Below are 14,899 nucleotides of genomic sequence, written 5' to 3'. Positions count from 1 at the left end.
TTCTACTCCGTTCGACTTGCATGTGTTAAGCAGACCGCCAGCGTTCATCCTGAGCCAGGATCAAACTCTCCGTGTTGGATTGTTTTTTTTGGCTTTAATCAAGTTCTTTCTACTCAGCCCTCAAGGCTGGTTTTTTTCCCTTGACTTTTTTCTCGTTGTTTGCGATATTGAGTATCAGCTCTCGCTTTTACTCTCTATCTTGATTCTTTTGACGAGGTTAATAGTGCTTTAAGCTTTCAAACTATTCTTTTTTCTAGGTTCAGTTTTTTGCCTTTCTTTTGACCTTTAGTTCGTGGTTCAGTGAACCGCTTCCCTTCTGGCGCTTTATTAATGTATCAACTCTCCCCAGAGTTGTCAAGCGTTTTGTGAAAATATTTTTGACTTTTTTTTGAACCTATACACACCAAGGGTTTCGGCATTTATGACCTGCTCCGGTATCCCCTGGCTGACTCCTCTTTTAACTATGGGGTCTTTTTTTGGGGCAAGATTGGACTTTGGGGCAGACTATTTCCCGCGCATGGGTAGAAGGGCTCAGTGGTTCAACATGATGGGGCTTACTTGGAGTAGAGGTTAGGCAAAGTTAGAGTGTAAGGGGTGAGGCTGGATCACAGGGTGAGGATGACAGAAGCAGGCTGGTGCATGAGTCATATATATATATGTAAGTGGTGTCTGCATTTCTGGGACTTTACTGAGGGAGGTTTGGGTCTCAGATTGAGCCGATCGCCCTTAACAATTCCTCTGATTCAAAATCCAGAAGCTGACACGACACGGTACTCTAACCCCGATCGAACTCCCAGGAATCGATCGCCCCCAAATACACTCTCCAGAATTACACCCCCAAACTCCTTCAGTTACGCCAGTTATCAGCCCTTGATGAGCGAGCGCGAGTTGGTCTCCTCAACATCTACATCTAAAAAGTGCAAGTGACTCTCTTCCTCAGTATTGACAGCAATCACCAAACCTCTATTCCCCCAAGGAGCGATCGCCCGGGGTGAGGCGGGGCTGCTAAAATTCCCTACTTGAATCCCTTGACTGTTTAACACTTCTATCTGCCCCTCAACATCTGCCAACACCCATCCCCAATTAGCCACACAAGCAGACACGGGCAAACTTTCCAGGGGAATTCGCGCTACCTTGAGCGGCCACAATTTCATCAACAGCACAGCCGCTTTACCACCTTGGGGAATTCCCAGCAAAGTATAAGGCTCAGGTGTCAACAGCATCTGTCCCACGCTGGCAGACAACCGCACAGAACCCACCGGCGTGCCGCGGCGAGTGTAAACTCTAAAAATAGTTTGAGGATTTTTTGGTTCGTTGTCAGGCCAAACTGCTAAGACGTGTCGCCGATCCAAAAACATTAATTCTGGTAAATAGTGTTCTGGTAACGGCACAGTAGCGATCGGCTTCAGCGCTTTTTTCCGATCGCCCGCCGTGCTGTTTGCCGCTAAAGAATAAAAACGCAGTTCGCCGGGAACCGCTACTGTCAACCAGTTGCCGTGAGAGTCAATAGCAGCTTTTAAAGCATCTGGGCCTTGCCTCAAACCCATATCCAGCAAACACTGAGGCTCCCAAGAGTGTTCATTGAGCCAGTAAAGTTTTTGCGGAGTGAGAACGCAGCAGCCGTTGGAAACAGGTAAAATGCCGCGCACGATTTCCGGCATTAATGAAATAGAAGTAGACATTTCTCCTGTAACTAGCTGTTTTTCCGGCTGAGACCAAATCTTCACCTCTGTACCTACAGCAGCATAGAGATACGTTTCAGTGGCAATTAAAGCGGTCAACGGTGCAGGAAGTATCAGTGGCTTTGCCTGCGAAAGCGAATAGCGCACAGTCCGAAGTAAATTAATAGCCGACTGTGAAGCTTTTTCCTCTTCAACTTCTAGCAAAGACTCAGTTTCCGACTTCAGACCTTTATCACCACTGGTTGTGGGATTTTCCCAGGGAATAATGCAGTCGCCCAATTGTCTGACAGCAGGGTCGTACATGATCAGCCGCAGAGCTTGAGCCATTTGGGAAGCACTGGCAAAACGGCGGGCTGGCAGCTTTTCTAAAGATTTTTTGACTATTGCTTGCAAAGGTTCGGGGATGGCGTCGGGAAATTGCAAGCGTTGATTCAGGTGCGCCCACCTCAAATCTCCGGGGGTTCCCCCGAAAGGGCGGTAGCCCATTAGCAATTCAAACAGCAGAATTCCTACTGCATATATATCTGACATCGGCGAAAAGAGACCGTAAAACCGCTCAGGGGCCATGTAAGCGGGGGAACCTACGGTAGCGTCGGGAGAAATTTCTTGGTGGAGGCGAGTGGTACCTATTTCTGGCAGCCGACGCGCGATGCCAAAGTCAGACAGCCGGGGCGACCAACCTTTTGCTCCTAAAGTTAGGAGGATATTTTCGGGTTTGATGTCGCAGTGAACTACGCCTCGGCGGTGGGCGTAGTCTAAGCCGGCTAAAACTTCCATGACGAGCTGCAAACCTTCGAGCAGACGCAAGGGGCGCTCTTGTTTGAGCAGGTTGCGGAGGGTTCCTCCCTCGCAGTAGTCCATAACCAAGTACCGGCCTGTAGCTGTGTGTTCTAGAGCTCGGCAGGTAACAATGTTCGGGTGCTGCAAGGTGATCAGAAACCACAGTTCTCGCAAGAATTCGCTAGTTGGGGCTTTTTGATGACTAAGTTCTTTGAGAGCAACCAGTTGGCTGGTGAGGCGGGAGTCCTGGGCGGGAGCTTCTCGAACGCTGGCACAAAAGACTCGACCAAATTGTCCTTGTCCGACTAGCCCTAAAATGCGGTACTTAGAATGTTGCATCGGTCTAATTATAGAAAAAGCTTGAGCTAGTATTAAAATATGTAAATAATTCTGACAAAAATTCAACTTTTTGAATCGCTCGCCAGGTACAGCCTATGTTATCTCAGGTTCATTCTCAGCCTCCTTGAGAGCGATCGCACAGTCGCACCTACTAAAATCCTTGAGCTTCGGAATCACTATCAATCTTGCCGGATGCCGGTACCCGATCGGGAACTACCTGTGGCTGCTATTTTAGTCGATCGCGACTATTACAGTTTTTTCAATGCCATGCAGAAAGTCTCTAAGGTTTTAGCTTTTAAAGGCTAAGCTGGGGAATCGGGGCCAGGGAACAGCGATATGACCAAAACAGAAGTGCGGTTATGCCATAGGGGTTAGAGAGCCAGAAGCCGATGCTGTCGTCAAGGCATCTTAACCTTTTTGAGTGTTAGCCAAATTTTTTTGCGCTTTGAATAAGTTGATCGTAACTTGCTAAATACTGAACTTGACAGGAGCAAACATCAATATGGTTAAAATTATTAAACTAGATCCAATTGCGGAGGAAATAGCAGTCGAAACCCGATCGAATATCCTATCTGCCTTACTTTCCAAAGACTTAGACGTTCTCAAGGAATGCGGGGGGCGGGGAATGTGCGCTACCTGCCATGTTTACATTAAAGAAGGCATGGAAGGCTTGTCGGACATGAACCGCCGCGAGAAAAGGACGTTGGAAGTCATTACAACGGCTAAAGCCAATTCGCGACTTGCTTGTCAGGCTCAAATTATGGGCGAGGGTGTGGTTGTAGAGTTGCCTGCGGGGATGTACATTAATGCTATTGAAAATGTCGAAGCTCTGATCGGCCGCCGGGCCCAGCAAGATTTATTACACCCAATTACGGGTCAAGTAGTTGTAGAATCAGGAAAGTTAATTACTCGTTCTATCGTTACACAGCTTAATGAAACCCGCTTTCAAGTAGGACAGTATTTAGTTCGGACTAAACAAGCTTAAAACTGATATGTTTGTATTTTAGTAGTAGAGAAAAATCTATGTTGAGCCAACTTGCGCGTTTGAGCATGGAAGCAGACGGACGCTACGCCAGTGCAGAAGAACTCCAATTTTTGAAAGACTACTTTCAGTCTTTGAATCACCGGATGAGTGCTTATAAAAAAATTCAAGCATCTGAAACAGAAATTATGCGGCAAGTGGAAGCACAAATGCTGTCTCTAGACCCTAGTTTATTTCGGCGGGGGGGTAACGATATGACTGAAAAGTGCCGTGGAGATATTGTGCGGGTGTTGAGGCATTCGGCGGCCGCACTGTTGATTAATGATACGGAACGATTGCGCGATCGGCTACTACTTTGGTTGCAAACTATTTTAGGCGCTGTTCAAGTTAGAAATAGTGCGACCGTGACTTACGATGTGATGAAAAAGGTTCTCAAACAATATCTCACAGTGGAAGAAAGGAACCTATTTTTTCCAATTCTGGACATCAACCGCACTTTACTAGGCAAATAATCAAGGGGGTTGACAAGTTAACGCCGATAAACTGTGCCGTTAGGAAGAGTGGCTCCAATCAACTTCGCTCCCGTCAAATCCGCCTCAGTGAGAATGGCTCCCCGGAGGTTGGCTCCTGTCAAGTCAGCTTTCTGCAAGTTGGCTTTACTCAGGTTAGCTTTGGTCAAGTTAATTTCATGCAGGCAAGAATTAGAAAGGTCGGCATTGATCAGGTAGGCTAGACTCAAGTTGGCTTTGCTGAGGTTTGCTCCGCTCAAGTTAGCTTCCATCAGATAAGCACCGCTCAAGTTAGCTTCGTTCAACAATGCTTCTGCCATATTAATTCCAGTTAAAAGTTTGCGGCTCAAGTCTACACCGCCCAGATCTGCCCCGCTGAGGTTAATACCGCTTAAGTGGCTGCCATTCAAAGTAATGTTTCTCAGGTAGGTTTTGCTGAGGTCTGCTTTGCACAAATTGGCTCTATCTAAGCAAGCTTCGCTAAGGTCTGATCCGCTCAAGCACGCGCCGTTTAAATAGGCTTGAGTGAGGTTAGCTCGCCTGAGATTAGCTTTCAACAGGTTGGCTTTGCTGAGGTTAGCACGGGTTAAGTTGGCTCCGGCTAGGTTGGCTTTGGATAATTCGGCTCCGGTGAGCTGTGCTTCGGTCAAGTCTGCCTCTTTGAGACTCGCTAGACTTAAGTAAGCATCTTTGAAGTTTGCTCCGTTGAGATTGGCTTTAATCAGATAGGCTTTACTGAGATTTGCCTCAGTGAGAATGGCTTTGGTGAGGTTAGCGGCGCTCATATCTGCACCTATGAGATTAGCATTGGGAAGAATTGCTCCGGTCAGGTTTGCCCAATTCAGATGAGATCCGGCTAGGTTGGCGCCGGTGAGATTGGCATCGCTCAGATTGGCTCCACTCAGACTGGCAGCCATGAGGTTGGCGCCGGTGAGATTGGCTCCACTGAGGTCAGCTTTGCTGAGATTGGCTCGGCTCAGATGGGCTTTGGTGAGGTCGGCCCCGCTGAGGTTAGCACCGATTAAGTAGGGTCGTTGCTGGTGTTGGTTGAGGTTTGCCAAAATTAGAGTTGGGGCATCGCTGGAACGGTATAAATCGATCGGACTCAACACAATGCCGCGCAGATTGGCCAGTCTAAAATCTCTTTCGCCGGCTGCATATCGAGTTAGAAGTTCATTGGCGTCCATTAAGTTCTAGCAAAATGTTTGAGGTTTTGATGGCTTTTAAATTTTATGAGTTTCTAGAGTAAGTTATGAAGTTTCTAGCTGCTAGTTCTCATCAGGTTTTATTTGAATTGCTAAAACCTTATTTTTTAACTCACGAGCTTTTTTATAATTTAACTCACAGTTTTGATGATACGGTCGATAATATGGCTGCCCAAAAATCGATTTGACAGCTATTAGCAACAAACTAATAGCTGTCAAATAAGTCAGTTTTTTTGAAAAAGTTGAGTGAGAATAGCTTCATGGTCTTTTCCTTCTTCGACCATAGACTCGCCCGGTTGGAGGCGCTCGCGCAGCCCTAAAATAAAGCGGTTGCAGTCCGATCCCAATGATTCGCAGGATGTTTGCAGACAGTGAAGTTCTCGACCCGTAAGCTGACTAAAGAACGCACTTAAAATACCTGCTTCTAAAAAACAGGCCGGTCGCTTAGACTTGGGAGCTGTTTTAGCAAAAAGAGAGTTAGCAATTTTTACTATTAAAAATCCCTGTTCGGAATAGCTGGGGTCAAATTCAAATGTTCCCCATCCATGAGTTTTCCAACACTGCTGTAAGGACTGAAGAAATTCTACCATTTCCATTTCAGAAACTGGCTGACCGTAGTATTCGCTAACTTCTTCGCAAAAACGCACGTAGAAGTTTTTACCCCACCAGCGACCGCAGTTGAAAAGCACGAGGCGGGAGGCTTGACCTGTTTCTTGTTCTAAGCCGATATAAATGGCTTGAATCAGTGTTTCTGGGAGTGCTAAAAGCCGATCGCCCCGGCGGTTTTCGAGGAGGCCGAGTTCGAGGTCGCCTCGGACGTAGGCATCGCTGGCAAAGTAGTTTCCAGGGAGTCGGGGCTGTTTGAGTAAGTCGGCAATATTAATCATCGGAAATTAGGAATTGGGAATCGGGAATTGGAAATTGGGAAGAAAGCTGATTATTTATTACCTTGGTCAATAATTGACTGCGCTTGGTCGAAAAATGGTTGCAATATAGCCCGGGCTTGCTCGGAAAGCAATTCTTTTAAGCGAGTTTGCAGCAGATTGCAAACAGTTGCTTCGATCTTTTGAGTTTGGTGGGCTTCGACTATGCCGGAAAGCCAGTCTACAAGGCGCTGTTCGAGAAAATTTTGATCGTTTAGCAGCATAGCCATAGCGCAGTACCGCAAGACTAACACCCAATGTTTGAGCGATCTTTCTAAGGTTTCTTGTTTTTCGTCGGGGAATGTTTCTTGTAGTTTGTTGGCTACTGGTTGGAAGATGCTTGCTTCCTTCTCTCGCAAAAATTCGTAAATTTTTAAGCGCTGGACAAGGGTTACAGCTTGACGCTTAAAAGCCATGAGTTCTTCGCCTTTTAAAAAGCGGTTTTCTGCCTGATCCAGCAGCGCCTCAATCTCAGGGTGCATGATTTTAATTAAGTGGTAATCGGTAATTGATAAAAGGAAGGAAGTTCGGCAACGAGCTATGTACGGGATTTAACGGGTTTAACTAATGGATTTTGAGGGAGGAGGAAAGATGGGTGAGGGAAGATGGATGAGGGATTGCCCTATTTTTTATTTTCCATTTGGAACACAGATTAAAACAGGTCAAATAGGTCATCAATGGTGACTTCTGCTTGTTCAGAAATAGAAATTACTGGCAAGGGTGGCGGTAGGGGTAGGGCACCTACTTCCGGAATTCCTTCCCAAGAAATAGCTTGAAAAAAGTCTGCTACGGGCTGGGTTAAACTCAGAAGTTGACCGGGGGTCGAGCCATTTGGGGTTTCTAAAGATTTTCCCAGCCAATTATAGTGACCAAAGAATTCTTGGACAGATTGGTCCAACCATGAAGTTTGACTTTTCATCTTTCTTCCTGCCTGGAGAAATCCACCATCGCACTTTCATGGCGAAATTGGTGGGAGGAAAGGCAGGGCAGGGGATGTGCCTTTCCAGGTTGTTTACCGCAATATTTCACCGTGTTGCAATCGATTTTGAATATCGCGGGCGTTGGCACCTTCGTTGAGCCAGAATGCTGCTGCATCAATTTTATCTGGGTTGCCAAGCAGGAACTTGCAATAGGTTTCTCCCATTGAGTAACATTGGAGTTCTATGCAGCTCAGAGGCTTTTTGACTAAAGAGCCGAAGAAACCGGCGAACAAACCGGCGTATAGGTGGCAAACCGGTTTGCCTACGTCTCCCAATGTGCGAGCAACTGCTGAGTCAAAGAGGTTGATGAAGATGCAGCCGTGTTTGCGATCGCTCATGTCTACTTCCCAGCGACCCCAACCTTGAGCCGTGAAAGGCCACCACCAAGTTTCTAGCAGAAACATGAGATTTGACTGGCGAATGTTCTGGCTGTATTCGGCACTAAACCATTTTTGAAAAAATTCGGAATCTTGGAGTCCCCACTGGCAACCAATAGTATACATGATGACAGAGGACGCGGGGCCGACTTCTTCTTCGAGCCCCTCCACCAAACCGATAATGAAGTCTTCGCTGGTAAAAATGTTGCGTGACTCATTCCAGTCGTCAATTGTACCCATCTGGCGATCGAAGGCAAAAAAATCCTGAAACCTATAGTGGCTATGAGTTTTAGGATGCTTTTGCTTCAGTAATGATTCGCTGTGAGGGGAGATTTCTTTTTTGGCGGTAGAGACCATTGGCGGGTTATTCCTTTTTGGTGTAGTTTGGTGAAAATTAGAGTCAAATAGACTGGGCTATGTATCCAATTTAACTTTATTTTTCTCAAGGCAGGCACCGGGTATAATTTTTTACTGCAATATAAAAATTAAAAATTCTAGGATGCTAAATTTGGGGGCTTGTTGGGAGTTCTGCCTTCGGACAACTGTGTGAGTGCTGGCGAAAGTGGGTATAACCTTAAACGAGTATGTGTTATCGTTTTGTGCAAGCTGTCCACTATATATATAGGGCATATGGGGATGAAAAATCACGCTTGTATTGCAATAGGCATCAATCAATATCAGTTACTCCAGCCTTTGAGTTATGCCCAAGAGGATGCAGAGGCGCTGTACGGTTTTTTGACTGAGGAGGCGGGTTTTGCGCCGGATGGATGTCTACTGATGACCGATAGCTCGCCGTCGCTGTGGGGTCAATCTACATATCCAAATCGGGAAAATATTCTGAGATTGACCCAAAGCCTCTGCGCGCAACATGTGCAACAAGGAGATTTACTCTGGTGTTTTTTTAGCGGCTACGGTGTCAGCTATGAAGGTAAGGATTATTTGATGCCGATTGACGGCAATCCGGCTGACATTCAGGGTACGGGGATTCCGGTAGAGTTGCTGTTGAATACTCTGAAAAACGCTCCTACGGAAACGGTATTGGTGCTGGTTGATATGAACCGCAGCCAGATTGTGAAAGCGGGGGAAAAGATCGGCTCTCAAACGGTTGAGCTGGCGCGGGAACGGGAAATCCCGACGGTGCTTTCTTGCCGCCCGAATCAAGTTTCGCGGGAAACTTCGGCTTTGCGTCAGGGGTTTTTTACGACGGCGCTTTTGGAGGGGCTACGATCGGGACAGTGCATGACCATTAAGGGTTTAGACCGTTTTTTGAGCGATCGAGTGCCGGAGCTGTGTGACCACCATTTGCGTCCGAAACAAGAACCTTTGATGGTGGTGCATCCTCCGGGAAAGGCTAATTTGGTGATTTTGCCGGATGCTTCAGGGGTACCAACTGCTGCGTTGGCCGGACGCAACGGCAATATGACGGTTGGTACGGCTGATGGGTTCGATCACCCGCAAATGGCTACGGCTACGGCTCGAATGGATTTGCCTCCGGCAGTTCGCAATGCTGAGGATTCGCCGGTTGAGATGCCGCCTGTGTCGCAGCCGAATGCTGTGGCCCCTGCCGATCGGGGGGGCGATCGACCGAACTTGCAAAAGCCGCAGGATGAGCATAACGGGGGGTCGGATAAGTCATTTTTGCAGCAGCTAGTGTTGTGGAGTTCAGCTACGGCTTTGGTACTGCTGTTGGGTGTTTTTGTGACGAACAAATCAATTTTTATTGGTCAGCAGGAAAGAGATCCTCGATCGCCGGCTGAAAATGCCCAAAACCCTGGAGCTCAACAATCTATTGGTACTGGGGGGTCGCAAAACCAACCGCGGGCGGTGCAAGCAGGGAGTGGAACCAAGCAGCCACCATCGAGCCAGCAGGTGTGGGCTGAGGCAAAAACTTTCCTTAAGGATGGTTCGGCTTCTAGTTTTAATAAAGCGGTGGTTAAGGCTCGAACGATTCCGCCTAGCGATCCGCTCTTCCCGCAGGCTCAGCAGGATATTGAGCGCTGGAGTTTAACGATTTTGGATATAGCTAACGGGCGGGCTGCTCGGGGCGATTTCCAGGGGGCGATCGGCGCGGCTAAATTGATGCCGGATGTCAATAAGCCTGTGTACAATCAGTCGAAACAGGCGATCGCTCAGTGGGAGGAGCTATCCAAAGACCAGGATGTAAATGCTGCTTTGCTATCGGCTGCTAAGGGTCAAATTAAGCGGGGGGTTGCCTCTTCTTACAGTAAAGGCATCCAGCAAGCTAATAAAATTGAACCCGGTCAGCCGAAGTATGAAGAAGCTCAACAGTTAATTGGAGAGTGGAGCGAAAGTATTCTCAAAATTGCTAAGTTGCGCGGCTCTCAAGGAAAGCTGAAAGAGGCAGTTGAAGCTGCTTCGCTGGTGCCGTCGGGTACTAAGAGTTATCAGCCGGCTCAGAAGGATATCGCCAATTGGAAAACGAAGCTCCAACGCCAGCAGAAAAAAGGTTGATTTAGTTGATAATTTCTCGGTTTGCCACCGGGAAATTATCTTAGCGACTGACCGAAGTAGGTCGTTCGCTCGCTCGATACCTCTTGATAGTGCAAAAAAGAGACCGACATATCGATAATTTAAAACCAATAATTTTCTGCACCATTTCCCCTCCCCAGCTTCGGCGGGAGGGGATTTTCTATGCCCCCTGGCAGGTTCGTTTTTGTAGAGTGAAAGATATCGTATGGGCTGGTTAATTGGGGTTGCATAATACTGGGATGATTTTGATGTTTTTTGTGGATGGGCCCATGAGCCTGAAGGCGTGTATTTTCACAGCAGGCGGGACGCCTAACCCTACTCCCCACAATAATCCTCAAATTGTGCAACGCGGGTTAATTAATATCTTTAATTCACATCCAGAGTTCTCTAACTCGGCGCTTTCACCGTCAAAAACGAGGTGTTTTAACAATAAAACTGGCGGTATATATATGTTTAAATGCTGAAGAACTGTGCAATTATTTAATTTTAATAGTCAAGAAAAAGTTAATTTTTGTAGTTTATTGGGTAATAATACTATGCGCTTAATTTATAGTTAATTTTAACTTTATTGGTCAGCAAATTGGGCTATATCGAATTGCTATCTAAGGGAAATGGCTAAGGCAAAATCGCCTTAAAAGATCGGGTATGCAGAGTTAATTTTTTTTATCGCTCTTTGTGGGCTATTAGGAGCGATCGACGGATGGAACACTGTTTAAACTTGTGCTGTTTTTAAATTATTAGCAGTGACCGATCTGTTATGAATTATACAAAATGAGCCGTTACTGGCAATTCTCGCCGACGAGCGATCGCCCTCAATGAATTCAGGAAACAGATTCACCGCCACACAGCACAAAATATCTGGATTCGCAAGCTGCGAGTCTTCGTTGGCCCGGAGCTCACAACGCTGCCTTAATTAACACAAATAAGGGCTTTGCAAGAAAATCCCAAAAATATTTCCTTGAGAAACAAGAATAAAAACTTGCTCGCTTATTGTAGCCCCGGTAACAACACGTATGCCTAAAGTTATAGTCCACAGCCAAGTCTACAGGACGAGCTAAATCAATAGGGTGATGTGGCAGTGTCCGGGTGTTAAGAGGGGCGATCGAATAGGAATGTTCCCGGAGCGATCGCTTCCCAATCGGGGGGTGTAAAACCTAGGAAGGCAAGGAGTTGGAGACAATGCTGAACTTTTTGAGTTCAGGAAAGTAGCGTTAGCACTAAACTCTGCCGTATGGTGGAAATCGAGCCAACTTTGTAACAGTTCTTAACTATAAAGAATTCTGCCAAAACTGCTAGCATAGTGACACTTTTGCTAGCAAAAACAGATAAAGTAAATAAAGTTGGCTAGCTCTAGACGCCCCGATCCCCATCCTGGGGATGTTGAATCAATTTGATTCATACCAAGTGGTTTTAGAGTTACAATCGGAAGCAAAGCATCGCTATTTAACTGAGTTCTTTACTTACTTTTACTTTCAGCTATGAACGTGGATTTTATCAAAGCCCAAGTCAGGTTGCTACAGGGTGCAAGTTCATCGGAGCGAGAAACCCTTATGAAAAACATCGGCGTCTGTGCTGGCGTGATCCGACCCGGAGAGTACGTGACTCCGCAACGGAAGCACGCTATCACTCTGTGGCTGCAAACAAATGCGGTTCGCCTCCGGCTTCCCCAACTTCCTCTGGACTTATCCGGCCAAAAGCCTTAACAGGGAAGTAATCAAGAGGTAGCGACAGAATCAAAGAAATTAGTCAATCTTACCTAAAAGTTCGTTTTTATTGAGCTGTACAGGATCAATGAAACACGATTAAGATTGAAAAAATGTTTGTAGGGAAAGTTGGGCTCGAAAACACGCCTGTGGACAAGAAGCGGCCGACCGCCTTGGTTGAAGCAGGAAGTGAACGTCAAACCTGCTCTAAAAGTAGATTTGAGTAAGTTTCACAGAAGGGATTATTCTGCACAACTATAACCTGGGTTATTTGCTTTTAGATTTGAGATTCACGATTTAGCTGGTATTGGATAAATAGGCTATTTGTGGATCGCCTGAAAAATTATCCTATTCAATAGGTATAACTAATTACAGGGGCAGTCATTGAACTGCCCTTACTTTTGAACCCCGATCCGAAACTGCTGCAAGTTACAATGAACGCATCTACTTGCAGATAGAGTTTAGGTGAAGGGGAGCATCTCATATTTGTAAAAATACTTCTTCTGGCTCCTTCCTTCTTCTGGCTCCTTCCTTCTTCATCTTTCCTTCTTCATCTTTCCTTCTGCCTCCTGCCTTCTGCCTCCTGCCTCAAAACTCCTATTTCTAGCGGAGGGCTGCAAAGGTGAGATGCTCCCAGGTGAAGTCTCATGTAAGCTGCTGCGGCTCTATATTATCTGGTATGTTCTAGAGAAGGGGAGAGGGGGAGAAGATTTGACGAGCTTTAATAGGGAATTAATATCATCAAACAGAACGAGTTATAGCAATCTTTGCAGGAGTCGTACAAAGATGTAGGGATAGTGCCTTTCTTTGCCTACCCCGACCTCATGGGGGCAACCACAGGGGGTTTGCCCCTACAAGAATTACACAAAGGATTTAGCATGGCTATATTACAATTCACTTGCTTTCTAATATATTTTTCCACAAAAATACTGTGAGCAAAAAACAAAAATTTCCTTATTTAGTTGGTTCCCGATGGACTTCACACCAAAAAACTTGGGGGTGGCGACACTTTCAAGTCGTCAACCGAAAAAACGAAGGTAAATGGGTATTTGCAGAAATGGTGGCGGCTTGCGATCCAAATGTCCGTTTTTGGCTGAACGCCGCACAGCTCAAAGACCGATCGCTCTGGCAAGCTGGATGGCAGTCTACGCAAGAATTAGAGGAATTAGAAACAGCAGACTAAAAGACAGGGCTGTGGGGTAGAGTGAGCGGAACTTCCGTCGCCTGCTGCTATCGTTGCGATCCAAACCAATACGGAGTGATATCAATTCCGGTTGCACTCATACATGATTGTTGACTGTTGACTGTTGAAGGAGGGGTGGAAAAACTCAATGGTTGAGTATTAACTGTTAACTCGATTTTATTATTTTGATGCAACCGGAAGCGATATGAGACTTTTTCGGTGTTGAAAAATCTTTTACATAACTACAAGTTCTGGAAACCCTTATGTAGCAGCGTTTTTGCTTAAGTAAGTCGGTGGGAAAAATCATCCGTATGTAACAAAACATTAAGTACGGCGATCCGAACTCAATTTAATGCATTTTGTAGGGTAGTGTCCTTTTTTTCCTCTGAGGCGTGTCCTAAATTAACCCAAATGACAGAAGCTGCTAGATAAATTGCACCTAAAAAGTTTGCAGCGCGTTTGTCGTAGCGGGTTGCGATCGCTCGGTAGTGCTTGAGATTGACTAAGGTCGATCGTTCCATCTTTCCAGCGGTACTGGGCGCAACCTTCCCGCTACTTCAACACTCGGCCAATTCGGATCAAAAGTCAAATTTTCCAACGTTCCATCGCTGTGAATTAAAAAAGTATCCTCAATTTTTGCTCCCGACAAACTAGGATTCCAAGCCACAGCCATATTTTCTGCCAAAATATCTGAAGTAGCCGGATTCGCCACAATTTCCCGCGCCAAATATCCCGTAGTTCCGCCTTGATGGTGTTCCGCAATTGCTTGAGGATATCCGTGCTCTTCGTAAGTAGTTTTAAGCGTATCATAAACCGCATTCAGCGTTACTCCCGGTCGGCAAAAATTTAGGGCCGCTGCTTCAATTTCTCTGACTTGTCGGTGCAACTCTGAATGCTTTTCCCCAAGAAAATCGAAACAGACAAATCTAGTTAAATTTGCATACAAACCCCATCCCCTCGCGCAAAATACTAACATTGCTTGTCGTCCAATTTGTTCGGCGGTTGCTGTGGCGTGGCGGTACAGCGGCAAACGCCTTTCTCCCGCAACTAATGTCAGGGCTGGATGCAAACCTCTCGCCCACAATGCCTCTGCACCGGCTCCCGCTAGCTGATATTCTGTCCATGTGGGCTTGGCGGCGGAAAGTACCTCTGTCATCGCTTCGCTGGCTAAACGCCCGACTCGCCGATATCGCTCTAATTCGCTTGACATCATTGTCTGTTTGCGGGATTGTAAAGATGCGATTATTGGCCTTTCTTGGGAAGTTGGCCGATCGCTCATGACGTTACCGCCACCAGTAATTTTTTTGACGAAAGCTTCGCGCTGTGCAACATCAGCCCAAGGATAGATGTGCATTTGAAAGTTGGCTGGCAATTCCTCGTCCTGCAAGCGTTGAGCTTCGATTTCATCGGTGAGAACCCAAGCGTTTTCGGCAGTAATTAATATTTCTGCAACTCCGGTTTCTGCGGTTAGCAATACTGTATGGGAACCGCCGGCTGTGGCCCAGGCAAACCAGTCAGTGCCTCGCAAGCGAAGGGATCTCGCTTTTGTTTCGGTTAAGGCTTTGCGGATGAATTCGAGTTTGCTTTCAACTTCTGGGTTTAATGAGTTTATCATATATGAAATAAGGAAGAAGGAAGAACGAAGAAGGAAGAAGGAAGAACGAAGAACGAAGAAGGAAGAACGAAGAACGAAGAAGGAAGAACGAAGAACGAAGAAGGAAGAACGAAGAACGAAGAAGGAAGAAC

14 protein-coding genes and 1 rRNA gene are annotated in these 14,899 nt (G+C 46.3%); 6 read left to right on the top strand and 9 right to left on the bottom strand.

Annotated elements, in window-relative coordinates; translation table 11 throughout:
• Both QUB35_RS32925 and QUB35_RS32920 read right to left on the bottom strand, forming a co-directional pair.
• Positions 1-76, bottom strand: a 16S ribosomal RNA gene (locus QUB35_RS32925); the annotation flags it as partial.
• Positions 77-863: 787 nt separating this feature from the next.
• Positions 864-2,801 carry a serine/threonine-protein kinase gene (locus QUB35_RS32920; RefSeq protein ID WP_333146249.1) on the bottom strand — a complete coding sequence of 646 codons (1,938 nt, stop codon included), beginning with the start codon at positions 2,799-2,801 and terminating at the stop codon, positions 864-866.
• Positions 2,802-3,303: 502 nt separating this feature from the next.
• Here QUB35_RS32920 and QUB35_RS32915 point away from each other — a divergent pair.
• A complete protein-coding gene (locus tag QUB35_RS32915; RefSeq protein ID WP_333146247.1) occupies positions 3,304-3,786 on the top strand; it encodes a 2Fe-2S iron-sulfur cluster-binding protein in 483 nt (160 codons plus the stop codon).
• A 38-nt stretch (positions 3,787-3,824) separates the two neighbouring features.
• Positions 3,825-4,295: a phycobilisome protein gene (locus QUB35_RS32910; protein ID WP_333146245.1), complete on the top strand. Its 471-nt coding sequence runs from the start codon at positions 3,825-3,827 to the stop codon at positions 4,293-4,295.
• Positions 4,296-4,312: 17 nt separating this feature from the next.
• On the opposite strand, the gene QUB35_RS32905 is transcribed toward QUB35_RS32910, so the two are convergent.
• From QUB35_RS32905 to QUB35_RS32885, 5 genes are all read right to left on the bottom strand, one after another.
• Positions 4,313-5,479, bottom strand: a complete 1,167-nt coding sequence (locus QUB35_RS32905; RefSeq protein WP_333146243.1) for a pentapeptide repeat-containing protein — start codon at positions 5,477-5,479, stop codon at positions 4,313-4,315.
• A 242-nt stretch (positions 5,480-5,721) separates the two neighbouring features.
• Positions 5,722-6,384, bottom strand: a complete 663-nt coding sequence (locus QUB35_RS32900; protein ID WP_333146241.1) for a V4R domain-containing protein — start codon at positions 6,382-6,384, stop codon at positions 5,722-5,724.
• A gap of 50 nt (positions 6,385-6,434) precedes the next feature.
• On the bottom strand, positions 6,435-6,902 hold the full coding sequence (locus tag QUB35_RS32895) for a phycobilisome protein (protein ID WP_333146239.1): 468 nt from the start codon (positions 6,900-6,902) through the stop codon (positions 6,435-6,437).
• A gap of 170 nt (positions 6,903-7,072) precedes the next feature.
• Entirely contained in the window at positions 7,073-7,339 is a 267-nt protein-coding gene (locus QUB35_RS32890) for a hypothetical protein (protein WP_333042386.1), read from the bottom strand.
• A 93-nt stretch (positions 7,340-7,432) separates the two neighbouring features.
• On the bottom strand, positions 7,433-8,134 hold the full coding sequence (locus QUB35_RS32885; RefSeq protein WP_333128737.1) for a V4R domain-containing protein: 702 nt from the start codon (positions 8,132-8,134) through the stop codon (positions 7,433-7,435).
• Positions 8,135-8,407: 273 nt separating this feature from the next.
• On the opposite strand from QUB35_RS32885, the gene QUB35_RS32880 reads away from it, so the two are divergent.
• From QUB35_RS32880 to QUB35_RS32870, 3 genes are all read left to right on the top strand, one after another.
• Positions 8,408-10,249, top strand: a complete 1,842-nt coding sequence (locus QUB35_RS32880; protein ID WP_333146236.1) for a caspase family protein — start codon at positions 8,408-8,410, stop codon at positions 10,247-10,249.
• 1,496 nt (positions 10,250-11,745) lie between these two features.
• Positions 11,746-11,970 carry a hypothetical protein gene (locus QUB35_RS32875; protein ID WP_333042394.1) on the top strand — a complete coding sequence of 75 codons (225 nt, stop codon included), beginning with the start codon at positions 11,746-11,748 and terminating at the stop codon, positions 11,968-11,970.
• Between the two features lie 931 nt (positions 11,971-12,901).
• Positions 12,902-13,153, top strand: coding sequence for a TIGR02450 family Trp-rich protein (locus QUB35_RS32870; RefSeq protein ID WP_242725377.1), 252 nt, complete (start codon positions 12,902-12,904; stop codon positions 13,151-13,153).
• Between the two features lie 344 nt (positions 13,154-13,497).
• Here QUB35_RS32870 and QUB35_RS32865 read toward each other — a convergent pair whose 3' ends face one another.
• Both QUB35_RS32865 and QUB35_RS32860 read right to left on the bottom strand, forming a co-directional pair.
• Positions 13,498-13,674, bottom strand: a complete 177-nt coding sequence (locus QUB35_RS32865) for a hypothetical protein (RefSeq protein ID WP_333146251.1) — start codon at positions 13,672-13,674, stop codon at positions 13,498-13,500.
• Complete coding sequence (locus tag QUB35_RS32860) at positions 13,656-14,681, bottom strand: M24 family metallopeptidase (RefSeq protein WP_333146234.1); 1,026 nt, start codon at positions 14,679-14,681, stop codon at positions 13,656-13,658. The genes QUB35_RS32865 and QUB35_RS32860 overlap by 19 nt, the downstream gene beginning before the upstream one ends.
• Between QUB35_RS32860 and QUB35_RS32855 the strand changes: the two genes are divergently transcribed.
• The coding region (locus QUB35_RS32855) for a hypothetical protein (protein WP_333146232.1) at positions 14,671-14,899 on the top strand (229 nt) is incomplete at its 3' end. The two genes, QUB35_RS32860 and QUB35_RS32855, sit on opposite strands and share 11 nt — an antisense overlap.

Origin of the sequence: Microcoleus sp. B13-B6, from assembly GCF_036705405.1 — a bacterium.
Classification (GTDB): domain Bacteria; phylum Cyanobacteriota; class Cyanobacteriia; order Cyanobacteriales; family Microcoleaceae; genus Microcoleus.
This window is presented reverse-complemented; position numbering and strand designations above follow the sequence as displayed.